Genomic DNA, 25961 nt, shown 5'->3' with positions numbered 1-25961 from the left:
GACAGAGCCTCCGAATGGCCGGCCACTCGAAATTCAAGAACATCATGCACCGCAAGGGCCGCGCCGATGCCGCGCGCTCCAAGCTGTTCTCCAAGCTGTCGCGGGAAATCACCGTCGCGGCCAAGACCGGCCTGCCCGATCCGGCTATGAACCCGCGCCTGCGCCTGGCCGTGAACAACGCCAAGGCCGAAAGCCTGCCCAAGGACGTCATCGACCGCGCGATCAAGAAGTCGCAGATGGGCGACGCGGCCGACTATTCGGAAATCCGCTACGAAGGCGTCGCCGCCGGTGGCGTCGGCATCATTGTCGAGGTCCTTACCGACAACAAGAACCGCGCCGCCGCCAACGTCCGGTCCTACTTCACCAAGATCGGCGGCAACATGGGGGCCACCGGTTCGGTGACCTTCAACTTCGATCACGTCGGCCAGATCACCTACCCGGCCAAGGCCGCGTCGGAAGACGACATGATGGAAGCCGCCATCGAGGCCGGCGCCGATGACGTCACCTCGGACATGGGCGAGGAAGGCGAAGGCCACACCATCTACACCGCCTTCGAGAGTTTGAACGAAGTAGCCGCCGCCCTGGAAGCCAAGTTCGGCGCGGCGTCGAACACCAAGATCGCCTGGCGTCCGAAGATGCAGGTGCCGGTCACCGGCGACAGCGTCGCCACCTTGATGAAGCTGCTCGACCTGCTGGACGACGACGACGACGTCCAGAACGTCTACTCGAACGAAGACATCAGCGACGAAGACCTGGCCAAGCTGGGTTGATGACCATGTCCCGCACCTTGAACGCCCTGGAAGTCGTCGATCTTCCGGGCCTGCCCAACCATTATCGTGGCAAGGTGCGGGACAATTACGACCTGCCGGACGGTCGCCGGGTGATCGTCGCGTCGGACCGGCTCAGCGCCTTCGACCTCAACCTGTGCGCCGTGCCGTACAAGGGCCAGGTGCTGACCCAGACGGCGCGCTACTGGTTCGACGTCACGGGCGACATCTGCCCCAACCACGTCGTGGCCTATCCGGACCCGAACGTGCTGATCGGCCAGCGGCTGGAGATGCTGCCGGTCGAGCTGGTGGTGCGGGGTTATCTGGCCGGGACCACCTCAACCTCGATCCTGACGCTGTACAACAAGGGCGAGCGCCAGATGTACGGCGTCACTCTGCCCGACGGTCTGCGCGCCAACCAGCGCCTGCCGCAGCCGATCCTCACCCCCACCAGCAAGGCCGCCGACGGCGACCATGACGCGCCACTTTCGCCCGCCCAGATCCTGGAGCAGGGCCTGCTGACGGCCGAGCAATGGGACACGCTGGGCGCCTACGCCCTGGCCCTGTTCGCGCGCGGGCAGGAGCTAGCGGCTCAGCGCGGCCTGATCCTGGCCGACACCAAGTACGAGTTCGGCCTAGACGCGGATGGCCGCATCGTGCTGGCCGACGAGATCCACACGCCCGACAGCAGCCGCTTCTGGAAGGCCGCGACTTACGAGGCCCGGTTCGAGGCTGGCGAGCGCCCCGACAGCTTCGACAAGGACTTCGTCCGCGCCTGGGTGGCCCAGCGCTGCGACCCCTACAACGACCCGATCCCGGAAATCCCCGAAGACCTGATCCGTCAAACCTCGGACGTCTATATCGAGGCGTTCGAGACGATCACGGGCCAGACCTTCGCCAAGCCCGACGCGGCCGAGCCGGTGCTCGACCGCGTGCGGCGCAACCTGGACAGCTACCTGGTCGGCTAAGGGATCACTCAAGCTCCCCGCTCGTTACAGCCGGCATGGACTGGCTGCTGTCTCCCTACGACTACCTTCCCATCGTCGGCGCGGTGATCGCCGGCGGGGCGATCGGGCTGGAGCGCGAATATCGCAGCCGGCCCGCCGGCCTGCGCACCCACGTGCTGGTCGCCCTGGCCTCGTCTCTGTTGATGATGGCCGCCGTTCACCAAGTGCGGTGGATGAGCGACACGCCGATGGAGGTCGTGCGGATCGACCCGGTGCGGATGGCCCACGGCGTGCTGACCGGTGTCGGCTTTCTCTGTGGCGGGGTGATCTTCCAGCAGGGCTTCTCGGTCCACGGCCTGACCACGGCAGCCTCCCTGTGGATAACTTCGGCCATAGGCACCCTGTTCGGTGTCGGTCTGTACGGCCTGGCGGTGGTTGGCACGGTGATCGCCCTGGTGGTCCTGAGCGCCGCCCGCTTCCTCGACCATCGCCTGCCGCAGAAGAACTTCGCCGAGATCCGCGTGCGGTCGCGCCGCGAGGCGATGCTGCGCGAGAGCGATTTCCGCGACCTGCTGGGCGCGTTCGAGCTGAAAGGCGCGCGGTTGGATCAACGGTTGGTCGACGGCGGGGCGATCTTCGAGCTGTCGGGCATGTTCTCGGGGAAAGATACCTTGCCGCTGTCGGCGGTGGCCGACCGGCTGCGCGAGGACCCTCGGATCGTCGAGTTCGATATCCTTCCCCGTAAGGACTGATCTTCTCCCCGTCACAGCGTGCCGCTAGACTGCGTCACATGGTTCTGCGGGTTCACATCGACACCGACTGCGGCGTGGACGACGCCTTGGCGCTGGCCCTGCTGGCGCGCGCGCGACAGGCGGTCGAGGTGGTCTCGGTCTCGGCCGTGTTCGGCAACACCTATGTGGATCAGGCGGCGGCCAATGCCCGGGGCGTACTGCGCCTCGCCGGCTGCGGGGCCGAGGTCTATATCGGGGCCGGCGCGGGGTTGGCCAAGCGCCGGGTCGAGCGCATGCGGCCGGCCCACGGCGTCGACGGCCTGAACGGCGCGGGCTTCTCCCAGCGCTGGAAACTGCCCGAGCTGGAACGCGGCCACTCCGCCAACTTCCTGGCCTTCGCCGCCCGTCGCAAGCTGGGTGGCCTGTTTCTGGGGCCGCTGACCAACCTGGCCAAGGCCTCGCTGGAAGACCCCGCCGCCTTCCGCGACTGGCGCCCGACGATCGTGGCCGGCGCCTTCGCCGTCGAGGGCAAGGCCAAGGGCGGCGCCGACTTCAACAGCTGGAGTGATCCGGAGGCCCTGCAGCGCACCCTGGAGGCCGGGGTCATGCCGCGCCTGATGCCGCTGGACGTCAGCCACCAGGTCCAGGTCACGGCCGACGACCTGGCAAAGGGCGCGGTCTGCTGCGGCTCGCCCCTGTCCCAGCGCCTGACCAAGGCCGCCCAGGCCTATATCGCCTTCCACCAGCAAGTCTGGGGCGGCGAGGGCTGTCGGCCGCACGACGCCGTGGCCGCCGCCAGCCTGGTCGCGCCCGAGCTCTTCACCTTCGAGCCGGCCCGCCTGCGGGTGATCGTCGACGGCGAGCGCCTGGGCCGGGTCGAGCGCATCGACGGCGCGCCCAATGCCGAGGTCTGCACCGGCCTCGACATCGCCGCCGTCAAGCGCCTGATCCTGGGCGGGCTGTTCGGCTGGAGCGCCGTGGAAGCCGCCTAGTGCGGCAAGCCCCACTGGGCGGCGCGTTCGCGGACCAGATCGCGCATGAACTGGTCCAGCTCGGCCAGGCGGCGGTCCATTTCCGACACCGGCACGCCGTTCCACACAGCGTGGTCATAGGCCGAGCGCGCCTCGCGCAGACTTTCGCCGGCCTGGTAGCGCTCGGTTATGTAGAGGGTCTCGAGGAGCTTGGTCGGGCGGTCGATCTTCTCGTGCTTCATCGACCAGTAGCTGACCATGTACTCGGTCAGGATCCCATCGTCCGACGTACTCACCATCGTCCGTCTCCCTATCGTTGGAGCCAAGATAGGGAGGCGGAGCGACGGTTCCAGGGCAAAAACGCGCGTTACTTCCCGCCCGCATAGTCCTTGATCAGGGCGTACAGGAAGTCGCGGCCGTCATAGAGCGACTTGACCCGGACGCGCTCATTCAGGCCGTGGATGCCGTCGCCGTCCGAGCTGCCGAAGATGCCGGACACGCCGTAGGTCGGGATGCCGGCGGCGTTGGTGTGAACGCCGTCGGTGGCGCCGGTCAGCAGGATCGGCACCACGGGAACGCCGGGCCACAGCTTGGCGGCCTGCTTCTCGATCGGGCCCATGATCGCGGGCGTCAGGGGCGGGGGCGGCGAGACGCTGTTGGGCTCGTGAGCCAGGGTTACGGCGACCGGATCGGCGGCCAGTTCGGCCAGCTTGGCGCGGACTTCCTCGGTCGGCGTGCCGGGCAGGATGCGGCAGTTGACGTTGGCGGTGGCGCGCTGGGGCAGGGCGTTGGGCGCATGGCCGGCATTGACCATGGTCGCAACGCAGGTGGTGCGCAGCATCGAGTTCCACATCGGGTCGGCGGCGACGGCCTTCAGCGCTGCCGGGTCATTGATGTCGGCCACCAGGGCCTTCATCGCCGCGGCCTGCTCGGGGTTCACGCGGGCCTGCATCTTGGTGAAGTAGCCGCGCGTGGCGTCGTTGAAGCGCGCCGGGAAGCCGTAGGCGCCGATGCGGTCCAGGGCCGCCGACAGCTGGTAGATGGCGTTGGCCGGCACCGGGCGGCTGGAGTGGCCGCCGGGATTGGTCACGGTCAGGGTAAAGTCCTGATAGACCTTCTCGCCGCCCTGAACCTCCAGCACGACCGGCTTGTCGTGCTCGTCCAGCAGGCCGTCGGCGCCTTCGTTCAGGGCGAACTCGGCGTCGACCAGCGGGCGGTGGTTCTTCACCAGGTCCTCGATGCCGTTATAGGCCTCGCTCTCCTCGCCGCAGGTGAGGGCCAGCTTGATGTCGCGCTTGGGCTTGTAGCCGGCCTGCTTGAGGCGGATCAGGCTGTCGACCCAGATGGCCGCCTGGGCCTTGTCGTCCGACGTGCCGCGCCCGAAGAAGTAGCCGTTCTCCTCGACCAGCTTGAACGGGTCGCGGGTCCAGTCGGCGCGGTTGGCCTCGACCACGTCGATGTGGGCCAGGAGGAGCATGGGCTTGGACTTGGCGTCGGTCCCGTGGAGGATCGCCACCAGGCTGCCTTCCTTGGGGTGGCCGTCGGCGACCACGACCTTGACGTCGGCCTCGGGGAAACCGGCCGTCTTCAGCCGTGCGCCCATCGCTTCGGCGGCGGCGGTGCAGCTGCCGACCGACAGGGTGGTGTTGATCTCGACCAGCTCCTTGTAGAGGTCGCGGAAGGCCAGCTGGTCGGGGCGGACGGTCTTGGGCGGCTCGGCCGTCTGCGCGTGAGCCAGAACCGGCGCGGCCAGAAGCGCCGCCGTCATCATCCAAACCGACCGTTTCATCCGTACTCTCCCCAATGAAGCTTGGGCGGGAGGAGAGCCCGGCAAGACGCGCCGCGCAAGGGCCGCCGTTTACCGCTCGTTAGCAATACAGGGGCTTTTCCTGAAGCGCGGATCAGACGATGTTGCGAGAACACATGATGAACGCCATTCGCATCCTCGGACTCGATCCTGGCCTCCGCCGCACCGGCTGGGGCGTCGTCAGCGTGCTCGGCTCGCGGGTGACGCATGTGGCCCATGGCGTGATCGCGCCCGATGAGAAGGCCGCTTTCTCGGACCGCCTCTTGCATCTCTTTGAAGGCATCTGCGCGGTGATCGAGCAGCACAAGCCCGATGAGGCGGCGGTCGAGGAGACCTTCGTCAACACCAACGCCCAGTCGACGCTCAAGCTGGGCCACGCCCGCGCGGCGGCGATGATCGCGCCGGCCCGCGCCGGGCTGCTCGTGGCCGAATATTCCAACGCCATGGTCAAGAAGGCGGTGGTCGGGACCGGCGGCGCCGACAAGGCCCAGGTCGCCTTCATGATCGCGCGGATCCTGCCGACGGCCGGTTCACCGACCGCTGACGCCGCCGACGCCCTGGCGGTCGCCATCGCCCACGCCCACGCTCGCACCGCCCGGAGAGTCGCATGATCGGACGTCTGCGCGGCGCCGTCGCCGAGGTCGGCGAGGAAGAGGCCCTGATCGACGTCATGGGCGTCGGCTATGTCGTCCGCTGCGGCCACCGCACGCTGCAACGCCTGCCGGCCCTGGGCGACGAGACGCTGCTGCATATCGAGAGCCAGTGGAGCGAGAGCGCCGGCCTGCGCCTCTATGGTTTCGCCACGCGCGAGGACCGCAAGGCGTTCGTGCTGCTCCAGGCGATCCAAGGCGTCGGGCCCAAGGCCGCCATGGCCGTGCTGGACGTGCTGTCGCCGGCTGAGCTGGCCAGCGCCGTCGCTCGCGAAGACAAGGCCGCCGTCGGTCGCGCCAGCGGCGTGGGGCCGAAACTCGCTCTGCGCATCGTCACCGAGCTGAAGGACAAGCCGATCACGGACGGACCGGTGCTGATGACCGCGCCGACCTCCGCCAAGACCACCCCCGCCAAGCCCGCGCCAACCGGTGACGCCGTCGCCGCCCTGATGGGCCTGGGCGTCGCCGAAGTGAACGCCCGTCGCGTCGTCGAGGCCGCCGCCGTGCAGCTGGGTGAAGAGGCCACCGTCCAGGCGCTGATCAAGGCCGGCCTGCAGGAGCTGGGCCGGTGACCCGGATCATCTCCGGCGATCCCCAGCACGGCGACCAGGTCCCGGCGACCGACCGCGCCCTGCGACCCCAGACCTTGGCCGAGTTCGTCGGCCAGGAGCAGGCCAAGGGCAATCTCCGCATCTTCATCGAGGCCGCCAAGGGCCGGGGCGAGTCCCTCGACCACGTGCTGTTGTTTGGCCCCCCGGGCCTGGGCAAGACCACCCTGGCCCAGATCGTCGCCCGCGAGCTGGGCGTGAACTTCCGCGCCACCTCGGGGCCGGTGCTGAACAAGCCCGGCGACCTGGCCGCGATCCTGACCAATCTCGAGCCGAACGACGTCCTGTTCATCGATGAGATCCATCGCCTGTCCTCGAACGTCGAGGAGATCCTCTATCCGGCCATGGAGGATCACGTGCTGGACCTCGTGATCGGCGAGGGACCATCGGCGCGCTCGATCCGCATCGACCTGGCCCCCTTCACCCTGGTGGCCGCCACGACGCGGGCGGGCATGCTGGCCACGCCGCTGCGCGACCGCTTCGGCATTCCGATCCGCCTCGAGTTCTACACCCCGGCCGAGCTGCGCCACGTGCTGCTGGGCGCGGCCCGCAAGATGGGCGCGCCGCTGTCTGAAGACGGCGCCGATGAGATCGCCAAGCGCGCCCGGGGCACACCGCGTGTCGCCGGCCGGCTGCTGCGCCGCGTGCGCGACTTCGCCACCGCCGATGGCGCGGCCGTCATCGACCGCAAGGCCGCCGGCCTGGCCCTGGCTCGCCTGGAGGTGGACGAAGTGGGCTTGGACAGCCTGGACCGCCGCTACCTGCGCGCCATGATCGAGCACTATGGCGGCGGCCCCGTGGGCGTGGAGACCATCGCCTACGCCATCGCCGAGGCCCGCGACGCCGTCGAGGACGTCATCGAGCCCTATCTGATGCAGCAGGGCTTCATCCAGCGCACGCCGCGCGGCCGCATGGCCTGCGGCAAGGCCTATCTCCACCTGGGCCTGACCCCGCCCGCCGCCCCGCCGGGGACGACGCAGGGCGCGCTGTTCGACGAGTAGCCGCCATGCGCCGGACCGTCGTCGCGCTGCAGGTCGCCGCCACCCTGGTCCTATCGGTTCTGGCCATAGGCGCGGCGGGCGGCTCGTCCTCGGCGATGATCCTGCAGGTGGCCGCCGGTGTCGTCGGCGCACTTGTGGCGCTGGTCGCGGCGTGGATCGTCCGGCCGCCGGGACGCATCGTCGGCTACGGCCTGCTGGCCCTGGTCCTCGCCGTCGAAGCCTTCGTCCTGGTCGCCGGGGTCTCGATGGAAGGCGTCCGCCGCTGGATCGCGCTCGGGCCGATCCAGCTGCACGCTGCCTCACTGTTGGTCCCTCTGGCCGCCTGGACCGGCGCCCGGCGCCTCGACGCCATCGCCGCCGCTTTGCTCGCCGCGATCCTGGCCGTGCTGGCGGCCCAGCCCGACGCAGCGGCCGTCCTGGCCCTGACCCTGGGCGTCGGCGCTGTAGCCCTGATCGACAAGGCCAAGCGCCGCTGGGGTCTGGGCGTCGCCGCCGTCGGCGCGGTCTGCGCAGGTTGGGCCCTGAGCCGTCCCGATCCGCTGCCGGCCGTCGACCATGTCGAGCTGGTCGTGCGCAAATCCCTCGAAGCCTCACCGACCCTGGGCGCCCTGGCCCTCGTCGCCCTGATCGCCGTGCCGATGGCCATGCTCTGGCCCCGCCGCACCCCGGCGACCCTAGCTCTCGCCGCCGCCTGGTCCGGCTTCGTCCTGGCCAACCTGATCGCCAACTACCCTGCGCCGGTGATCGGAGCGGGGGCGTCGCCGGTGCTGGGCTGGCTGCTGTCGATTGGATTGGCGTCCGGCGCGACGCGAGCTAAGCAGTCCCCATGACCACCCCGCCCGAACCCACAGCCGGCGTGTTCTCCGGCCGCGAGCATCAGCTGCCGGTGCGGATCTATTACGAGGACACCGACTTTTCGGGGATCGTTTATCACGCCAACTACCTGCGCTATCTGGAGCGGGGGCGGAGCGACTTCTTCCGGATGGTGGGGATCTCGCACACCGAGCTGGCCCAGGCCGACACCGCCTTCGCGATCATCCACATGACGCTGGACTTCAAGCGCTCGGCGCGGATCGACGACGCCCTGGTGGTGCGCACGACCTATGACCGGGTGAAAGGCGTGCGGCTGTACGTCACCCAGAAGGTCACGCGCGGCGACGAGGTGCTGCTGGAGGCCAAGGGCGAGGCGGTCTGCATCACCCTGGATGGGCGTCCACGCCGTCCGACGGCCCAGATGCTCGCCCAGTTGGCGCCCTGGCTCGCCACGGAAGAGAACTAAGCTGCGATGATTTTCGGGATCCCCGTAAGATTGTCATAGTTTCACCCAAGCGTCGCTTCATGCCATACGGCGCGTGACAAGTGTTTCAGACGCCCCAACGGAGCCATAACCCGCATGGACGCCTCGGCAGCCGCCCCGAATTTTTCGTTCTTCGCCCTTTTCATGCAGGCCGACTGGGTCGTGAAGGGCGTGATGATCGGCCTTATCCTGGCTTCGCTGGGATCGTGGGCCGTGATCCTGGACAAGCTGTTCCGCTTCGCGAACCTGAACCGCGCCGCCGACCGCTTCGAGGAGCAGGTCACCGGCGGGCGTTCGCTGGAGGATGTCGCGGGTGAGGCCGGCGCCAATCCGCGCCACGCCCTGCCGCGCATGCTGCAGGCCGCCCTCAAGGAATGGCGCGACGCCAAGGCCAAGGGGACGATGAGCGAGAATCAGGCCGCGTTCCTGATCGCCCGCATCGACCGCATCCTGGACACCCAGATCGCCCGCGAGAACAGCAAGGTCGAAGAGGGCCTGGGCAGCCTGGCCATCGTCGCCACGGCCAGCCCGTTCATCGGCCTGTTCGGCACGGTCTGGGGCATCATGCACGCCTTCCAGAGCATCGCCTTGTCGAAGAACACCTCGCTGGCCGTCGTGGCCCCGTCGATCGCCGAGGCGCTGTTCGCCACGGCCGTCGGCCTGATCGCCGCCATTCCGGCCTATATCGCCTACAACAAGTTCTCGACCGACGCGGGCAAGTACGCCGGCCGCCTGGAAGGCTTCGCCGACGACCTGTCGACCGCGATCCAGCGTCGCCTGTCGGAACGGGCGTAACCGATGTCGATGTCGTCCGGCGACGCCTTCGCCACCAACAGCGGCCGTGGCCGCCGCCGCCGGGGTCGCCGCTCGCGCGGGGCCCTGTCCGAGATCAACGTCACCCCGCTGGTCGACGTGATGCTGGTGCTGCTGATCATCTTCATGATCAGCGCCCCGCTGCTGACCGCCGGTGTGCCGCTGGAGCTGCCCAAGACCGAGGCCGCCGCCCTGCAGAACCAGGAAGAGCCGATCACGGTGTCGATCCGCAAGGACGGCGGCATCTTCGTCGGCGAGAAGCAGATCCCGTTCGAGAACCTGGCGCCGGGCATCACGGCCATCGCCGGCAGCGGCTACGACAAGCCGATCTTCGTGCGCGCCGATGGCGGGGCGACCTATTCGGTCGTCGCCCAGGTGATGGCGGGCCTGTCGAACGCCGGCTTCAACAAGATCAACCTGATCACCGAGACTGGCGGTCCCTCTTCGGGCCAAGCGCCGAAAGACGCCCAGCCGGAGGGCGCGGGCGCCTTGCGGCCCGCGCAGTAGGATCGGCATGAGCGTCCGTCGCGAACAGACGATCTCTCCGGGCCTGCTGGCCTCGATCGCGCTGCATGGCGCGGTCGCGGCGCTGATCGCATTCGGCCTGCCGTGGAAGCAGGCCAAGCCGATCACCATCGGCGAGTCGGTGCCGGTGACCATCGTCACCAACGGTCCGACCAATGTGCGGCCGGCCGAGGAGGCCCTGGAAGAGCAGACGGCTCAGGCGCCGGATCCTGTTCCCGAGGCCACGCCGCAGCCGCCGGCCCCGACGCCCGCGCCGACTCCGACGCCGGCACCCGCGCCGCCGCCGAAGCCCGCTCCGACGCCCAAGCCCACGCCGACCCCGACGCCAGCCAAGCCCAAAGAGACCAAGAAGAGCGACAACGACTTCTTCGCCTCGATGGAAGCCTCGATCGCCAAGTCCAAGAAGGCGACCGGCAAGCCGACCGCCAACGCCCCCAAGGGCCCGGCCCGCGCGGAGACCTCGGTCTCGGCCCGCCCGGCCATGGGCGCGGCGACGGGCCTGTCGGCCGCGGCGCTGGGCCGCCTGCAGGGCGAGGTGCAGGACCGCTGGAACCCCAACTGCGAGGTCGAGGGCGGCGCCAATGTCAACGTCCGCGTGGTGTTCGTGATCGGACCGGGCGGCCGCGTCGTCGGCCAGCCGGAGTCGCCGGGCACGTCCTCGCCCGACCCCGTGGTCAAGGCGGCTTCGGACCGCGCCATCCGCGCGCTGTTCGCGGCTTCGCCGTTCGCCTATCTGCCGTCCGACCTGTACGGTCAGAAAATCGCCCTGAACTTCAACGCCAAACAGGCCTGTACGCGTTGATGATCACGAAGAAGGAGACCTCGATGCGCTTCAGAGCCCTGATGCTGGCGGCCGCCGTCCTGCTGAGCGGCGCGGCCTTCGTGACTCCTGCCGCCGCGCAGATCGAAGTCGACATCAACGCCGGCGCGGTCAAGCCGCTGCCGATCGCGGTCCCGGCCTTCTCGGGCGCCACGCGCGGCGGCGAGATCGCCCAGGTCATCACCGGCAATCTCGAGCGCTCGGGCCTGTTCCAGCCGCTGAACGTCTCGGGCGTCGCCGACAAGCTGAACGACGTGAACGTCCAGCCGCGCTTCCCCGACTGGCAGGCGACCGGCGCCCAGGCGCTGATCAACGGCCAGGTCACGGTCGGCCCCGACGGCGGCCTGCGCGTCGACTTCCGCCTGTGGGACGTGTTCAGCCAGCAGCAGCTGCTGGGCCTGCAATTCTCGTCGACCCCGGACAACTGGCGCCGCGTGGCCCACAAGATCAGCGACGCCGTCTATGAGCGCCTGACCGGTGAGAAGGGCTATTTCGACACCCGCGTGGCCTTCGTCGCCGAGAGCGGCCCGAAGCTGAACCGCGTGAAGCGCCTGGCGATCATGGACCAGGACGGCGCCAACCCGCAGTACCTGACCGACGGCTCGTACATCGTGATGACGCCGCGCTTCTCGTCGACCAGCCAGGAACTGACCTACATGGCCCTGCGGCCGACCGGGTCGTCGATCTACCTGCTGAACCTTGAGACCAGCCGGCAGGAAACCATCGGCAAGTTCCCGGGCATGGTGTTCGCCCCGCGCTTCTCGCCCGACGGCGGCAAGGTGGCGTTCTCGGTCGAGAAGGCCGGCAACAGCGACATCTACATGATGGACCTGCGCAGCCGCGCCTCGACCCGCATCACCACCGACCCGGCCATCGACACCTCGCCGTCGTTCTCGCCGGACGGGACCAAGGTGGCGTTCAACTCCGACCGCGGCGGCCAGGCGCAGCTCTACGTGATGAACACCGACGGTTCGGGCGTGCGCCGGATCTCGTACGGCGGCGGGCGCTACACGACCCCGGTCTGGAGCCCGCGCGGCGACTTCATCGCCTTCACCAAGCAGACGGGTGGCGAGTTCCACATCGGCGTCATGCGTCCCGACGGCAGCGACGAGCGTCTGCTGACCACCAGCTACCTGGACGAAGGCCCGACCTGGGCGCCGAACGGACGGGTGCTGATGTTCTTCCGCGAGGGCTCGGCCGGCAATCCGCGCCTGTGGACCGTGGACATCACCGGCCGCATCCTGCGCCCCGCCGCCTACCAGGGTTCGGGCTCTGACCCGGCCTGGTCGCCGCTGCTCGACTGATTGACACAGAGATCGGCTAAAGCGAGCAACCTGGGCCTGACGTAGGCGTTAAGGCTCAGGTTCCTGTGCGCGGGTATTCGCGCCGGAAGTGAATCCGCACCGTCTGTCGAGCATCTGACATCATTGTGAGGCTTGGTCAGACATTTAGAGGATCCATTCCAAGCGTTGCGCAGGTATGGATCAGGTCCTGAATTCGTAGACTGAGGAGAAACTGGATGAGCTTCGACACCAAGCGCGCCGTTAGACTGGCGCTCGTCGGCGTTGCCGCTGCCTCGCTCGCCGCCTGCGCTTCGCGTCCGAAGCCCCAGCCTGTCGCGCCGAGCGAGCCGCCGGCTCCGACCCAGCCGAGCAACCCCTACACCCCGCCGGCCCAACCCCCGGTCTCGAGCGGCGTGCTGCCGGGCTCGGTGCAGGACTTCGTCGTCAATGTCGGCGACCGCGTCTATTTCGACACCGACGAATATTCGGTCCGCGCCGACGCCCAGCCGGTCCTGGCCGGTCAGGCCCAGTGGCTGAACCGCTACCAGTCGGTCCGCGTCCGCATCGAAGGCAATGCCGACGAACGCGGCACCCGCGAGTACAACCTGGCTCTGGGCGCTCGTCGCGCCAACGCCATCCGCGAGTTCCTGATCGCTCAAGGCGTGGCCGCGGCCCGCATCGAGACGATCTCGTTCGGCAAGGAACGTCCGGTCGACGCCGGCACCAGCGAAGAAGCCTGGGCCAAGAACCGTAACGGCCGCACGGCCATCACGGACGGCGCTCGCTAAGCCAAGTATCCTGGGGCGGCCTCTCTCCGGAGATGCCGCCCTAGTTTTGTCCGCGTCCTATCGGTAGATCACGGTCATGAAGCTGAAATCCGCTCTTCTCGCCGCCCTGCTGGCTTCGGTCGCTACCGTCGCCGTGGCCCAGACCCCGCTGCCGCCGGCCGATCCGCTGGACGATCGCTCGGCCAAGCGTGTGGAGCGCATGGAGAAGGTGGTGCGCGAACTGCGCGCGATCGTCTTCCAGGGCCGCGACACCGGCAAGCCTGTCGTCGTGCAGCCGGCCGAGACCGACGCCCAGATCGCCGCGCTGAACGAGCGTGTCGGCGACCTGGAACAGACCCTGACCCGTCTGAACGGCCAGAACGAGACGGCCAATTTCGAGCTGACCAAGGCCAACCGCGCCGCCGCCGACCAGAAGGCGCGCGCCGATGGGCTGGAGCAGCGCCTGGCAGGCCTGGAGAAGGCCTTGGCCGACCTGCAGACGGCCGCCGCCGCCCAGGTCGCCGCGCCGGCCGCCGGCAGCCTGCCGCCGCCGCCTGCGCCGCCAGCCGATCCGACCGTGGCCTTCAAGCAGGCCAAGGACCTGCTGCTGGCCGGCGACTACGGCAATGCCGAGCAAGCCTTCTCGGCCTTCGTGGCCAACTATCCCGAAAGCACCCGCGCGGCGGAAGCCAAGTACTGGTGGGGCGAGACCCTGTTCGTGCGCGAGGCCTACAGCGACGCCGCCGGCGCCTATATCGGCGCGATCCGCGGCTGGCCGCAGACTGCCTGGGCCCCGGACGCCACCCTGAAGCTGGCGCGCTCGATGGTGGCCCTGAAGAAGACCACCGACGCCTGCCGCACCCTGGACGAGCTGTCCAAGCGCTATCCCAAGGCCCCGGCCCAGGTGACCTCGCGCGCGGCCTCGACCCGCGTCGCGGCGAAGTGTTCCTAGAACCGGTCCGGGCCGCCCTCGACCGGCGGCTCGAACCGACCTCCGCCGCTCCGCTGGCCGTCGGCTTTTCGGGCGGCGGCGACTCCCTGTTCCTGCTGAAGGCGGTCCTGGACTGGGCGCGACCGCGTGGGCGGTCGGTGCTGGCCTTGGTCGTCGATCACCGACTTCAGTCCGATAGCGAGCGCTGGACCGCCGACGCCGTCGCCAAGGCGCAGGCGCTGGGGGCGGAAGTTCGCGCCTTGGCCTGGACCGGCGACAAGCCAAAGACCGGTCTGCCCGCTGCCGCTCGTCGCGCCCGTCACGTCATGCTGGCAGACGCGGCCCGCGCGGCCGGGGCCAAGGTTCTGCTGCTGGGCCACACCGCCAGCGACCTGGCCGAGGGCGCGGCGATGCGGGCCGAGGGCTCGACCGTTTCCGATCCGCGCGAATGGGCGCCGTCGCCGGTTTGGCCGGAGGGGCGGGATGTGTTCCTGCTTCGGCCGTTGCTGGCGCTGGGGCGTGATGAGATCCGCCAGGCTCTGGCCGACCGGGGCGAGACCTGGCTGGATGATCCCGCCAATGAAGACCTCCGCTATGCCCGCGCGCGGGCTCGCGCCTCTGGGATGGGCGAGGCGTCGCCGATCGAACCAGCGCCACGTCAGCCACCGACCTTCAGCATCGACGCCGCCGGGACGATCCGCTTGCAGCGCGACGTCGCCGCCGCGCACTTGGCCGCCGCCCTGCTGTGCGCCGCCGGGACTGAACGTCCGCCGCGCGGTGAGCGGCTGGATCGTCTCGTGCAGCGTGTTCGATCGGGTGAAGCCTTCACCGCTACCTTGGCCGGAGCGCGGATCGAGGCCGCCGACGACGTCCTTATCTGCCGCGACGCCGGTGAGACCGCGCGGGGTGGCCTTGCGCCGCTGGACCTCGCGCCTAGCCAGACCGGCGTCTGGGACGGCCGTTGGGAGATCACCGCCGGAGAGATTCCGCTGACCGTCGTCGCCCTTAAGGGCTCGGCGTCCAGCCTGCCGCCCGAGCAACGCGCCACACTCGCGAGCCTCCCCGCCGCTGCCCGGCCGTCGCTGCCGCTGATCCTGCGCCAAGGCTGGGCACCGACGCTTGACGGCCCGGAGTTTGCACAGGCAGGAGGAGGGCGCGCGCGCCTGCTCGTTCTGGATCGTTTCAAGGCCGCGACCGGCCAGATCGACCAAGAATCCGTGACCTGATGTCACGCGCATGGCGCAAGCGCGTTCAACCGCCTATCTTGGTGGGTCAAGAGCTATCGTTGGGAAGACGACGCGTATGAATTTCAGGAACCTGGCCATCTGGCTGGTGATCGTGGCGGTGCTGGCAGGCGTCTTCGTCGTCAGCCAGAACGCGCGCACGAAGAGCGGTGGCGAAGTCAGCTACTCGCAGCTGCTCAAAGACGTCGACGCCGGCAAGATCAAGTCGGCCGAGATCGCGGGCCAGACCGTTGTCGCCAAGACGGCCGACAACAAGGTGCTGACCGTCAATGCGCCGATGAACTCCGAGGAACTGGTCAACCGCATGGTGGCCAAGAACGCCGACGTGAAGTTCAAGAGCGGCTCGATCAGCTTCCTGGCCATCCTGGTCCAGCTGCTGCCGATCCTGCTGGTCGTGGGCGTCTGGCTGTTCTTCATGCGCCAGATGCAGGGCGGCGCCAAAGGCGCCATGGGCTTCGGCAAGTCCAAGGCCCGACTGCTGACCGAGAACAAGAACCGCATCACGTTCGAGGACGTCGCGGGCGTCGACGAGGCCAAGGAAGAACTGCAGGAGGTCGTCGACTTCCTGAAGGACCCGGCCAAGTTCCAGCGTCTGGGCGGCAAGATCCCCAAGGGCGCGCTGCTGGTCGGCCCTCCCGGCACGGGTAAGACCCTGATCGCCCGCGCCGTCGCGGGTGAGGCGGGCGTGCCGTTCTTCACGATCTCGGGTTCGGACTTCGTCGAAATGTTCGTCGGCGTCGGCGCCAGCCGCGTGCGCGACATGTTCGAGCAGGCCAAGAAGAACGCCCCCTGCATCATCTTCATCGACGAAATCGACGCCGTCGGTCGCCATCGCGGCGCCGGCCTGGGCGGCGGCAACGACGAGCGTGAGCAGACCCTCAACCAGCTGCTGGTCGAGATGGACGGCTTCGAAGCCAACGAAGGCATCATCCTGATCGCCGCCACCAACCGTCCCGACGTTCTGGACCCCGCGCTGCTGCGTCCGGGCCGCTTCGACCGTCAGGTCGTGGTGCCGAACCCCGACGTCGCCGGCCGCGAGAAGATCATCCGCGTCCACATGAAGAACGTGCCGCTGGCCGCCGACGTCGACGTTAAGACCCTGGCGCGCGGCACCCCGGGCTTCTCGGGCGCCGACCTGGCCAACCTGGTCAACGAAGCCGCCCTGACGGCCGCCCGCAAGAACCGTCGCATGGTCACCATGCACGACTTCGAGCACGCCAAGGACAAGGTCATGATGGGCGCCGAGCGCCGCTCGATGGCCATGAGCGACGCCGAGAAGAAGCTGACCGCCTATCACGAGGGCGGCCACGCCCTGGTGGCCCTGCGCGTCCCCGTCGCCGATCCGGTCCACAAGGCCACGATCGTGCCGCGTGGTCGGGCCCTGGGCATGGTCATGCAGTTGCCGGAAGGCGACCGCTACTCGATGAGCTTCGACATGATGACCTCGCGCCTGGCCATCATGATGGCGGGCCGGGTCGCGGAGGAGCTGATCTTCGGCAAGGAGAAGATCACCTCGGGCGCGTCCAGCGACATCAGCGCCGCCACCAGCCTGGCCCGCAACATGGTCACCCGCTGGGGCTTCTCGGACCAGCTGGGCACCGTGGCCTACGGCGACAACCAGGACGAGGTGTTCCTGGGCCACTCTGTAGCCCGCACCCAGAACGTCTCGCCCGAGACCATGATCACCATCGACGCCGAAGTGCGCCGTCTGGTGAAGGGTGGCGAGGACGAGGCGCGCCGGATCCTGACCGACGAGCTTGACAACCTGCACTCGGTCGCCAAGGCCCTGCTGGAGTACGAGACCCTGAGCGGCGACGAGATCATCGGCGTCATGAAGGGCGAACTGCCCAAGCGCGACGAGGACGAGAGCAACAAGGAAACGGTCGCCGCGCCGTCCCTGGTGCCGCTGTCCCCGGGCGCGGGCGCCAGCGTCACCGCCTAGGGCGGTCTTCGCTTCAAAGATCAAAGCCGGCTCGCAAGGGCCGGCTTTTTTCTTGCCCGGGCGGCTGGAACCGGCCGTTTAGACGCGTCTTTTTTCCAAGGGATCGCCGCAACCTGTCGGCTATCCGACCGTTCAAAAGCTTGACCGCGTAGGCGCGGGCAAGGGGCTCTGCTATTGGAAACCATGCCTTCCGTTGACGAGCCCTTCGGCTCGCCCTCCAGTTCATCCGTGGCGCCCGCTTTCCTGACCGGTGGCGGCGAAATGGCTCTCGCCCTGGCGACGCGCGACTGGTCGGGCACGTCGCTGGGCGCGCCCGAGGCCTGGTCGCCCGCCCTGAAGGTCGCCGCCGGCATGATGCTGGCCTCGCCGATCCCCACCTTCCTGGCCTGGGGGCCCGAAACCCTGCTGCTGCACAACGACGCCGCGCGAGGCCTGCTAGCCGCCAACAGCGTCGCCCTGGGCGCGCCATTCGCGGAGGTGTTCCCGGTGGCGGCCGGCCTGCCGCTGCTGGACCGTGCCCTGAAGGGTGAGAGCATCGTGCAGGAGGCCATCGGCTTTGCCCGCGCCGACGGCGAGGCGGCGTGGTGCAACCTGATGTTCGCCCCGGTGCGCGACGACGCCGGCGAGGTCGCCGGCGTCCACGTGCTGTGCAACGACATCACCGAGCGCGTCCGCCGCGAGCAGGGGCACCTGGAGGACGAGCGCCGCTACCGCGCCCTCTTCGAGTCGATGGACGAGGGCTTCTGCGTCATCGAGTTCCTGGACGGCCCTTTCGGCCCCTTGAGCGACTACGTCCACGTCATGGCCAATGCCGCCTACGAGCGGCACGCGGGCATCCCCAACGTGGTCGGCCAAAGGGTCCGCGAGATGGTCCCCGCCGAGGCCGGCAGCTGGGTCGAGCGTTACGGCGCGGTGCTGCGCACGGGGCAGGCGATCCGTTTCGAGCAGGAGCTCGTGGCCACCGGCCGCCATCTGTCGCTGTCGGCGTTCCGCATCGAGCCGCCCGAGCTGCGCCAGGTGGCGGTGCTGTTCCAGGACATCACCGCCCGCAAGCAGGCCGAGGAGGAGTTGCGCCGCCTCAACGAGACCCTGGAGGCCCGCGTCGCCGAGGCCCTGGCCGGTCGCCGTCTGCTGGCCGATGTCGTCGAGGGCGCCAGCGTCTTCGTCCAGGTCGTCGACACGAACCTGACCTGGCTGGCCATCAACAGCGCGTCGGCGAGCGAGTTCGAGCGGATCTTCGGCATTCGGCCGCGGGTCGGCGACAACATGGTGGAGCTGCTGGCCGACTATCCCGAGCACCAGGCTCAGGTCCGGGACGTCTGGTCGCGCGCTCTGGCGGGCGAAAGCTTCATGGAGACCGACGAGTTCGGCGACTCCGAGCGCGAACGCCGTCACTACGAGATGCGATTTCATCCGCTTTACGACCTCAATGGCGAGCGGATCGGCGCCTACCAGTTCGTCTATGACGTCAGCCAGCGGGTGATCGAGCAGGAGCGCCTGCGCGAGACCGAGGAAGCCCTACGCCAGGCCCAGAAGATGGAAGCCGTCGGCCAGCTGACCGGCGGCCTGGCCCACGACTTCAACAACCTGCTGGCCGGCATTTCCGGCTCATTCGAGATGATCGGCGCGCGCCTGGCCCAGGGCCGCGCGGCCGATGTCGAGCGCTACCTGGCGGCCGGCCAGGGCGCGGCCCGCCGGGCTGCGGCCCTGACGCACCGCCTCCTGGCCTTCTCGCGGCGCCAGACCCTGGCTCCCAAGCCGTTGGTCATAAACCGCCTGATGACCGAGTTCGTCGAGCTGGTGCGCCGCACGGTCGGCCCGAGCATCGAGGTCGAATATGTCGGCGCCACCGGCCTGTGGCCGACCCTGGTCGACGCCAACCAGTTGGAGAACGCGCTTCTCAACCTGTGCATCAACGCCCGCGACGCCATGCCGGACGGTGGGGTGATCACCATCGAGACCGGCAACCGCTGGCTGGACGCCCGCACGGCCCGCGACCACGGGCTGGAGCCGGGCCAGTACGTCTCGGTCTGCGTCAGCGACACCGGCACGGGCATCGACAAAGCGACGCTGGAGCGGGTGTTCGACCCGTTCTTCACCACCAAGCCGATCGGCCAGGGCACGGGCCTGGGCCTGTCAATGGTCTACGGCTTCGCCCGCCAGTCGAACGGCCACGTGCGGATCTATTCCGAGGTCGGGCAGGGGACGATGGTCTGCCTGTACCTGCCGCGCCGTCTGGGCGAGGAGGACGAGGTCGAGGCGGTCGAGCAGCCGACCGGCCCCGCGCCGGTCAAGGCCGGCAAGACCGTGCTGGTCGTCGATGACGAGCCGACCGTGCGGATGCTGGTCGTCGATGCGCTGGAAGAGCTGGGCTATGCCTGCCTGGAGGCCGCCGACGGCTCGGCCGGCCTGCGGATCCTGCAGTCGACCGCCGAGATCGACCTCCTGATCACGGATGTCGGCCTGCCGGGCGGACTGAACGGTCGCCAGGTCGCCGACGCCGCCCGCGCGCTGAAGCCCGATCTGAAGGTGCTGTTCATCACCGGCTATGCCGAGAACGCGGTGCTGAACCACGGTCACATCGAGCACGGCATGGAGGTGCTGACCAAGCCCTTCGCGGTCGGCGACCTGGCCGGCCGGGTCGACCGGATGCTGCGCGATGGCTAGCCCTGTCCGCTCCCGCGTCATGGGCATCGTCAATGTCACGCCCGACAGCTTCTCGGACGGCGGCAAGTTCCTAGGCGCGGCCGACGGCATCGAGCACGCCCGCCGCCTGATCGCCCACGGCGCCGACATTCTCGACATCGGCGGCGAGAGCACCCGGCCGGGCGCCGCGCCGGTCTCGGAGTTCGAAGAGATCCTGCGGGTCGTCCCGATCATCGAGGCGATCCGCCGGGCCAGCGACATCCCGATCTCGGTCGACACCATGAAGCCCGGCGTGGCCCGCGCGGCGATCAAGGCCGGGGCGACGATCTGGAACGACGTGGCCGCCCTGCGGTTCTCGCCCGACGCCCCGGAGGTCGCCGCCGAGCTGGGCTGCGAGGTCGTGCTGATGCACATGCTGGGCGAGCCGGGGACCATGCAGGACGACCCGCGCTATGGCGACGTGGTCGCCGAGGTCGAGGCCTTCCTGCTGGCGCGGGCCTTCACGGCCATGGCCGCCGGCGTGGCCAAGGAAAAGATCTGGCTCGATCCGGGCATCGGCTTTGGCAAGACCGTCGACCACAACCTGGCTCTGCTGAAGGCGCTGCCTCGGTTCGTGGCCCTGGGTTATCCGATCCTGCTGGGGGCCAGCCGCAAGCGGTTCATCGCCGGCATCGATCCGTCGGCGGGGGAGGCCACCGATCGCCTGGGGGGCTCGCTGGCGTCGCATCTGGCGGGCGCGGACGCAGGCGTCGCGGCGGTGCGGGTGCACGACGTGCGCGAGACGATCCAGGCCCTGGACGTCCAGGCGGCGATCAAAGCTATTTGAAGTCCCGCTCAGGGAACCCCTTATCGCATAGGCGTTAGGTGCGCCTGCGCGCGAGTCTGGGTTGATTGCGACTCCCGGTCTCGCTTGCGGGTTGGGGAATCACCGCGCTTAAATATCTGGGGACGGCCTATCGAAAGCACCCGCAAGATGCGCTCGCGACATGCCCTGATTATCGAAGACGAGATCCTGATCGCGCTGGAAATCGAGGAACTGCTCAAGCAGCAGGGCTTCACCAGCATCGCGATCGCGGAGAGCCCGCTGGAGGCGCTGGACTGCGCCCTGAAGCGCAAGCCGGATCTGATCACCGCCGATTATCGGATCGTCGACGGCACCGGCGTCGAGGCCGTGAAGATGATCATGGCCCACCTGGGTCCGATCCCGGTCGTCTACGTCACCGGCCACGCCAAGGCCCTGGACGATCAGAAAGACGGCGTCGTGGTGCAAAAGCCGATCCGTCCGAACATCCTGGCAGGGGCCTGGCAGCACGCGTTGCAGGCGGCGTAGCGGACCTTCCGAATCCCGCCTAAACAGCGGGGATGTCCAACGCCTCTAGAGGCCGTGTCCTCGTCATCGCCGGGTCCGATTCCGGCGGCGGCGCGGGGATCCAGGCCGACATCAAGACCATCACCGCCCTGGGCGGCTATGCGGCCACGGCGATCACCGCCGTCACCGTGCAGAACACCCTGGGCGTCACCGGCGTCCACCCGATCCCGCTGGACGTGATCGCGGCCCAGGCCCGCGCCGTGCTGGATGACATCGGCGCAGACGCCATCAAGACCGGCATGCTGGGCGACGCCGCCGTCGTCGAGACCGTGGCCGCCGCGATCGACCATGCGGGCAAGGTCCCGGCCGTCGTCGATCCCGTCATGATCGCCAAGGGCGGCGCGTCCCTGCTGGCCGAGGCCGCGATCGGCGCGGTGAAGAGCTTGATGATCCCGCGCGCGGCGCTGCTGACCCCCAACGCTCCGGAAGCCGCCGCCCTGACCGGGCTCGTGGTCGAGACCACCGACGACCTGCGGCGGGCGGGCGAGGCGCTGCTCGCCATGGGCGCCAAGGCGGTGCTGATGAAGGGCGGTCACATTCTTGCTGGGAATGGGGCCGGCGACCGCGTCGTCGACGTGCTGATGACGACCGAGGGCGAGACCACCTTCGAGGGCGAGCGGATCGAGACCCGCCATACCCACGGCACCGGCTGCACGCTGGCCAGCGCCTGCGCCACGGGCCTGGCCCAGGGCCTGCCTCTGGAAGCCGCCGTCGCCCGCGCCTGGAACTACGTCCACGAGGCCATGCTGCGCGCGCCCGGTTTCGGCGCCGGCCACGGCCCCCTGGACCACGGCTGGACCCTTCGCCAATGACTCAGAGCCTTGAAGACCGCCTGCGCGAGATCGTCCGCGCGACGCCCACGACCTGGGAGGTGCTGCGCACCGTCCGTGATCTGGACTTGCCCGACTGGATGATCTTCTCGGGCGCGGTCTACCAGCCCGTCTGGAACCACCTGACCGGCCGCGACCTGGCCTATGGCATCAAGGACTACGACGTCGCCTATCACGACGACAGCGACACCAGCTACGAGGCTGAGGACGTCGTCATCCAGCGCGTCGCCGCCGCCTTCGAGCCGCCGCTGCGCGAGCTGGTCGAGGTCCGCAACCAAGCCCGCGTGCACCTGTGGTTCGAGAAGAAGTTCGGCGCCGACGAGCCCTATCCGCCGCTGGAGGACAGCGCCGCGGCCTTGAAGCGCTTCGTGGCCACCGCCTTCTGCGTCGGCGTGCGGCTGGAGAAGGACGACAGCTTGAGCGTCTGGGCGCCGTTCGGTCTGGAGGACCTGTTCGCCATGCGCCTGAAGCCCAATCCCTTGCGGGTGAAGGGCGCGGGCGGCTGGGAGCGCACCACCGGCTCGGCCAAGGCCCGCTGGCCGGAGATCAGCGTTGAAGGCTAGATTGTCACCGGGACAATAAAGGCTTTGCCCGTCGTTCCCGCCGCGCATAACAGCGAAGTCCACCTCAAGGAGCTTCCCATGCGCCAGTGGACCATCGACGCCTTCGCCAGCGGCCCGTTCAAGGGCAATCCAGCCTGCGTGGTCGAGCCTTTCGAGACGTGGCCGTCGGACGCGTGGATGCAGGCCCTGGCGGCCGAGAACAACCAGGCCGAGACGGCCTATCTGCTGAAGACCAACGACCCAGCCCGCTTTGGCCTGCGCTGGTTCACGCCGGCCCGCGAGGCCCCGCTGTGCGGCCACGCCACCCTGGCGTCGGCCCACGCGCTGTTCCTGGAAATGGGCGTGGATGTCCCTTTGCTGACCTTCGACACCCTGTCGGGGTCGCTGACCGTGCGTCGCGATGGCGAGGGGCTGGAGATGGACTTCCCGGCCGACCCGCCGAGCCGCACCGACATCCCGGAAGGGCTCGGCAAGGCGCTGGGCGTCGAGCCGGTCGAGGTGTGGGCCGGGGCCTATCTGATCGCGGTGCTGAAGGACGAGGCGACGGTGCGGGGCTTGAAGCCAGACCTGGCGGCGCTGAACGGCATCGCGGGCGAAGCGACGGATGGAGCGGGCCAGACCGTCGTCGTGGCGCAGGCCGATGCCGGGCGCTCCTACCAGGTGGTCAGCCGTTTCTTCGCGCCGGCCGCGGGCATCCCTGAGGATCCCACGACCGGCTCTGCTCACTGCATCCTGATGCCGCTGTATGGCGACAAGCTGGGCGCGCAGGTCCTGAAGTTCCATCAGGCCTATCCCGGCCGGGGCGGGGACCTGGAATGCGAAAACCGCGGCCAGCGCGTTCTGTTGCGCGGCCGCGGCTTCACGGTGGTGGAGAGCCGGCTCCGGGTGGAGCCGGCGTTCAGCTAGGATCGGTTACCAGCGACGGTCCGGGCCGCGGTGGTCGCGGTCACGATCGCCGTAGCCGTAACCGTAGTCACGGTCGTGGCGCTCGACACGGATCTTGGCGCTGATGCGGTCGAAGCGACGATCCAGGTCAGCGCGTTCCCAGCCGCTCAGGCCGCCGCGGCGGTACTGGGCTTCCAGGCGAGCGGTCTGGCGCAGGTCGCTACGCAGACGAGCGGCTTCCGAGCGGGTCAGCGAGTGGTTGCGCACGCCCATGTCGATGCGGCGTTCCAGCTGGTCTTGGCGCTGGTTGATCGACTGGGCCGAAGCCACGGCGGGAACGGTGGCGGCCGCCAGGGCCGAGACCGCAACGATCGGGATCAGGATCTTCTTCATCGGTTCGGTTCCTTTCAAATCTCTGCGTCGCACAAGTGGGGGAAGCGACGTTGAGCTAAGAGAAACACGCTCAGCCTGAAGCGGTTCTGAGCCGCTCGTTATGTTGCGTTCATCTTCCGACAAAAGAGAGGTTTAAGCCGCCTGCGCCAGGCGCGCGGCGGTCATTGCCGCCTCGATGGCGGCATAGAGCTTGGTGACCTCGATGGGCTTGGCCACGTGGCCGTCCATGCCGGCGGCCAGATAGTCCTCGACCTGGTGGGCCAGGGCGTTGGCGGTCACGGCCACGATCGGGGTGCGCTGGCGACCCTCTTCGGCTTCCAGCTGGCGGATCGCCTGGGCGGCCTCCAGGCCGTCCATGACGGGCATGTGGATGTCCATCAGCACGATGTCGAACTTGGCGGCCTTCCAGGCCTCGACGCAGGCCGCGCCGTCGCCGACCAGCACCACCTCGGCGTTCAGGGGGGCCAGGACGGCCTCGACGACCTTCTGGTTGGTCGGATTGTCGTCGGCCGCCAGCACGCGCAAGAAGGCGGTCTCGGCCGGTGCGGGGGCCTCGGACGAGACGACGACGCGCGGCGCGGGCGCGTGGTCATCGTCGATATAGTGGACGTCGGTCAGCGCTTCCTCGCGGGGCAGGGCGACCAGCACGGTGAAGGTCGAGCCCCGGCCCTCGCGGCTCTGCACCTTGATCGAGCCGTCCATCATGGCGGCCAGCTCGCGGCAGATCGCCAGGCCCAGGCCCGAGCCGCCGAAGCGGCGGGTGGTGGTGCTGTCGGCCTGGACGAACTTGTCGAACAGGCGCGGCAGGATTTCGGGCGAGATGCCGATGCCGGTGTCGGCCACGTCGATCCGCAGGCCCGAACCGTCCTCGGCCGAGGCGAAACGGACGGCGACGGCGCCTTCCAGCGTGAACTTCAGGGCGTTGGCGATCAGGTTGCCCAGGATCTGGCGCAGGCGGTCGCTGTCGCCGCGCCACAGGCCTTGCGCCTCGGGCGCGATGGCGACCTCGAAGGCCAGGCCCTTGTCGCGGGCCTGGGGCGCATAGGTCTCGCGGATGGCCTGGGCCAACTGGGCGATGTCGAACGGACGGTCGGTGATCTCCAGGCGGCCGGCCTCGATCTTGGAAAGGTCCAGCACGTCGTTCAGCACGCCCAGCAGCAGGCCGCCGGACTCGCGGATCACCTTCAGGCGCTCGCGTTGCTTGGAGCCCAGGTCGTCCATGGCCATGACCTCGGCCATGGCCAACACGCCGTTCAGCGGCGTGCGGATTTCGTGGCTCATATTGGCCAGGAAGTGCGACTTCAGCACGTTGGCGGCGTTGGCGTCGTCGCGCGCCTTGACCAGCTCGGCCATGGCGCCGCGCAGGTCGTGGTCGTTGGCCTCCAGACGCGTCACCAGGTGATTGAAGCTGTCGGTCAGGCTCTGGAAGACGTCGTCGTCGGCGGTCTGCTCGACGGCCTTGTAGCGGCCGCCCACGGCCGTTTCGTGCATGGCTTCCGACAGGCGCTCCATGGGGCGCGCCAAGCGGCGGGCGAGGCTGTTGGCCAGCAGGATCGCCAGGCCCGCGGCGCCGAAGAACAGGGCGCCGGTCAGGGCCAGGTCGCGGGCCAGGGTCTGGCCCAGGCCCGGATGCTGGGCGACCAGCACCAGGGTGCCGACCGTCTGCGAGGACAGCTTGATCGGCCGCGTCAGGGTGTCGGCGTCGGTGGGATTGGCCGCGCCCAGTTGGGCGACGGTGCGACCCTTGGTGTCGATGATGCGGACGGCCGCGACGCTGGGCGCCTTGGCCACGGCTTCCAGCGCCCGATAGACGCCGACCATGTTGTGGTCGGCCAGGGGGGCGGCGGCGCCGGCGGCGGCCATTTGGGCCAGGATCTCGTGATTGGCGCGGGCTTCCTGCCGCGCGACGCTCCACTGCTGCAGCATGAAGCACAGGCAAGCAGCCACGAGAGCGAGCACGGTCGTGGCCAAGGCCACACCGGCGATTCGCGCCTGTAGCGGTGCGTGTGTCGCGGCAGCGCTCGCGCTGTTGTTGTGCTTTTCGCCCATCAGCGTTCAGGAACTCAATCGTCGCGACAGTATGCCTGAAGGTTCCTAACGCTTCGCTTCCAAGGGCAGTGAGAGACACGCGACAAAACAACGCTAGGACGCATTTTTGCGTTGCTTTGCCT

Annotated in this window: 26 protein-coding genes and 1 pseudogene; 23 read left to right on the top strand and 4 right to left on the bottom strand. The window is 68.8% G+C overall.

The annotated features are described in order from the left end of the window. Positions 1-14: 14 nt before the first annotated feature. The 4 genes from AC1RR5_RS21660 to AC1RR5_RS21645 are packed head-to-tail and all read left to right on the top strand — an operon-like array spanning position 15 to position 3437. Entirely contained in the window at positions 15-770 is a 756-nt protein-coding gene (locus AC1RR5_RS21660) for a YebC/PmpR family DNA-binding transcriptional regulator (RefSeq protein ID WP_492924924.1), read from the top strand. Further along, the gene (locus AC1RR5_RS21655; protein WP_492924922.1) at positions 770-1735 is read left to right on the top strand and encodes a phosphoribosylaminoimidazolesuccinocarboxamide synthase; all 966 of its coding nucleotides are present in this window, start codon (positions 770-772) and stop codon (positions 1733-1735) included. Before AC1RR5_RS21660 ends, AC1RR5_RS21655 begins: the two co-directional genes overlap by 1 nt. Positions 1736-1770: 35 nt before the next feature. Continuing rightward, positions 1771-2466: an MgtC/SapB family protein gene (locus tag AC1RR5_RS21650; protein ID WP_492924920.1), complete on the top strand. Its 696-nt coding sequence runs from the start codon at positions 1771-1773 to the stop codon at positions 2464-2466. 38 nt (positions 2467-2504) lie between these two features. Next, a complete protein-coding gene (locus AC1RR5_RS21645; protein ID WP_492924918.1) occupies positions 2505-3437 on the top strand; it encodes a nucleoside hydrolase in 933 nt (310 codons plus the stop codon). Here AC1RR5_RS21645 and AC1RR5_RS21640 read toward each other — a convergent pair. Further along, a complete protein-coding gene (locus AC1RR5_RS21640; protein WP_492924916.1) occupies positions 3434-3715 on the bottom strand; it encodes a hypothetical protein in 282 nt (93 codons plus the stop codon). The genes AC1RR5_RS21645 and AC1RR5_RS21640 overlap by 4 nt on opposite strands. Positions 3716-3783: 68 nt before the next feature. Next, entirely contained in the window at positions 3784-5205 is a 1422-nt protein-coding gene (locus tag AC1RR5_RS21635) for a M20/M25/M40 family metallo-hydrolase (protein WP_492924914.1), read from the bottom strand. A gap of 122 nt (positions 5206-5327) precedes the next feature. Between AC1RR5_RS21635 and ruvC the strand changes: the two genes are divergently transcribed. The 19 genes from ruvC to AC1RR5_RS21540 all read left to right on the top strand — a co-directional run bounded on the left by ruvC (position 5328) and on the right by AC1RR5_RS21540 (position 23418). Then, the gene (ruvC, locus tag AC1RR5_RS21630) at positions 5328-5834 is read left to right on the top strand and encodes a crossover junction endodeoxyribonuclease RuvC (RefSeq protein WP_492925279.1); all 507 of its coding nucleotides are present in this window, start codon (positions 5328-5330) and stop codon (positions 5832-5834) included. Further along, on the top strand, positions 5831-6445 hold the full coding sequence (gene ruvA / locus AC1RR5_RS21625; RefSeq protein WP_492924912.1) for a Holliday junction branch migration protein RuvA: 615 nt from the start codon (positions 5831-5833) through the stop codon (positions 6443-6445). Before ruvC ends, ruvA begins: the two co-directional genes overlap by 4 nt. Next, the gene (ruvB, locus tag AC1RR5_RS21620; RefSeq protein ID WP_492924910.1) at positions 6442-7482 is read left to right on the top strand and encodes a Holliday junction branch migration DNA helicase RuvB; all 1041 of its coding nucleotides are present in this window, start codon (positions 6442-6444) and stop codon (positions 7480-7482) included. The genes ruvA and ruvB overlap by 4 nt, the downstream gene beginning before the upstream one ends. 5 nt (positions 7483-7487) lie before the next feature. Continuing rightward, the gene (locus AC1RR5_RS21615) at positions 7488-8312 is read left to right on the top strand and encodes a hypothetical protein (RefSeq protein WP_492924908.1); all 825 of its coding nucleotides are present in this window, start codon (positions 7488-7490) and stop codon (positions 8310-8312) included. Continuing rightward, positions 8309-8761, top strand: coding sequence for a tol-pal system-associated acyl-CoA thioesterase (gene ybgC, locus AC1RR5_RS21610; protein ID WP_492924906.1), 453 nt, complete (start codon positions 8309-8311; stop codon positions 8759-8761). Before AC1RR5_RS21615 ends, ybgC begins: the two co-directional genes overlap by 4 nt. A 114-nt stretch (positions 8762-8875) precedes the next feature. Further along, positions 8876-9574, top strand: a complete 699-nt coding sequence (tolQ, locus tag AC1RR5_RS21605; protein WP_492924904.1) for a protein TolQ — start codon at positions 8876-8878, stop codon at positions 9572-9574. A gap of 3 nt (positions 9575-9577) precedes the next feature. Continuing rightward, the gene (locus AC1RR5_RS21600; RefSeq protein WP_492924902.1) at positions 9578-10099 is read left to right on the top strand and encodes an ExbD/TolR family protein; all 522 of its coding nucleotides are present in this window, start codon (positions 9578-9580) and stop codon (positions 10097-10099) included. 7 nt (positions 10100-10106) lie between these two features. Beyond that, positions 10107-10919 (top strand): cell envelope integrity protein TolA, encoded by an 813-nt coding sequence (gene tolA / locus AC1RR5_RS21595; RefSeq protein ID WP_492924900.1) that lies wholly within the window; start codon positions 10107-10109, stop codon positions 10917-10919. Between the two features lie 23 nt (positions 10920-10942). Beyond that, a complete protein-coding gene (gene tolB, locus AC1RR5_RS21590; RefSeq protein WP_492924898.1) occupies positions 10943-12241 on the top strand; it encodes a Tol-Pal system beta propeller repeat protein TolB in 1299 nt (432 codons plus the stop codon). 200 nt (positions 12242-12441) lie between these two features. Beyond that, positions 12442-13008, top strand: coding sequence for a peptidoglycan-associated lipoprotein Pal (gene pal / locus AC1RR5_RS21585; RefSeq protein WP_492925277.1), 567 nt, complete (start codon positions 12442-12444; stop codon positions 13006-13008). A 76-nt stretch (positions 13009-13084) separates the two neighbouring features. Beyond that, the gene (gene ybgF / locus AC1RR5_RS21580; RefSeq protein ID WP_492924896.1) at positions 13085-13939 is read left to right on the top strand and encodes a tol-pal system protein YbgF; all 855 of its coding nucleotides are present in this window, start codon (positions 13085-13087) and stop codon (positions 13937-13939) included. Continuing rightward, positions 13930-15144 (top strand): tRNA lysidine(34) synthetase TilS, encoded by a 1215-nt coding sequence (gene tilS, locus AC1RR5_RS21575; RefSeq protein WP_492924894.1) that lies wholly within the window; start codon positions 13930-13932, stop codon positions 15142-15144. Before ybgF ends, tilS begins: the two co-directional genes overlap by 10 nt. 76 nt (positions 15145-15220) lie before the next feature. Next, the gene (ftsH, locus tag AC1RR5_RS21570; protein WP_492924892.1) at positions 15221-17104 is read left to right on the top strand and encodes an ATP-dependent zinc metalloprotease FtsH; all 1884 of its coding nucleotides are present in this window, start codon (positions 15221-15223) and stop codon (positions 17102-17104) included. A 183-nt stretch (positions 17105-17287) separates the two neighbouring features. Then, complete coding sequence (locus AC1RR5_RS21565) at positions 17288-19771, top strand: PAS domain-containing protein (RefSeq protein WP_492924890.1); 2484 nt, start codon at positions 17288-17290, stop codon at positions 19769-19771. Further along, complete coding sequence (folP, locus tag AC1RR5_RS21560) at positions 19764-20576, top strand: dihydropteroate synthase (protein WP_492924888.1); 813 nt, start codon at positions 19764-19766, stop codon at positions 20574-20576. The genes AC1RR5_RS21565 and folP overlap by 8 nt, the downstream gene beginning before the upstream one ends. Positions 20577-20723: 147 nt before the next feature. Continuing rightward, positions 20724-21080 carry a response regulator gene (locus AC1RR5_RS21555; RefSeq protein WP_492924886.1) on the top strand — a complete coding sequence of 119 codons (357 nt, stop codon included), beginning with the start codon at positions 20724-20726 and terminating at the stop codon, positions 21078-21080. Between the two features lie 32 nt (positions 21081-21112). Continuing rightward, positions 21113-21931 (top strand): bifunctional hydroxymethylpyrimidine kinase/phosphomethylpyrimidine kinase, encoded by an 819-nt coding sequence (gene thiD / locus AC1RR5_RS21550; protein WP_492924884.1) that lies wholly within the window; start codon positions 21113-21115, stop codon positions 21929-21931. After that, the gene (locus tag AC1RR5_RS21545) at positions 21928-22512 is read left to right on the top strand and encodes a nucleotidyltransferase family protein (RefSeq protein ID WP_492924882.1); all 585 of its coding nucleotides are present in this window, start codon (positions 21928-21930) and stop codon (positions 22510-22512) included. Before thiD ends, AC1RR5_RS21545 begins: the two co-directional genes overlap by 4 nt. Before the next feature lie 78 nt (positions 22513-22590). Then, complete coding sequence (locus AC1RR5_RS21540) at positions 22591-23418, top strand: PhzF family phenazine biosynthesis protein (protein ID WP_492924880.1); 828 nt, start codon at positions 22591-22593, stop codon at positions 23416-23418. 6 nt (positions 23419-23424) lie between these two features. Here the strand turns inward: AC1RR5_RS21540 and AC1RR5_RS21535 are convergent, their stop codons facing one another. After that, positions 23425-23790, bottom strand: coding sequence for a hypothetical protein (locus AC1RR5_RS21535; RefSeq protein WP_492924878.1), 366 nt, complete (start codon positions 23788-23790; stop codon positions 23425-23427). A 132-nt stretch (positions 23791-23922) separates the two neighbouring features. Beyond that, positions 23923-25930 (bottom strand): annotated as a pseudogene (locus AC1RR5_RS21530) (ATP-binding protein). Between the last annotated feature and the right edge of the window lie 31 nt (positions 25931-25961).

Source organism: Caulobacter sp. GW821-FHT11E11, assembly GCF_058808315.1.
The sequence above is the reverse complement of the archived record's forward strand: the minus strand, read 5'-3'. Positions and strand labels throughout refer to the sequence as shown.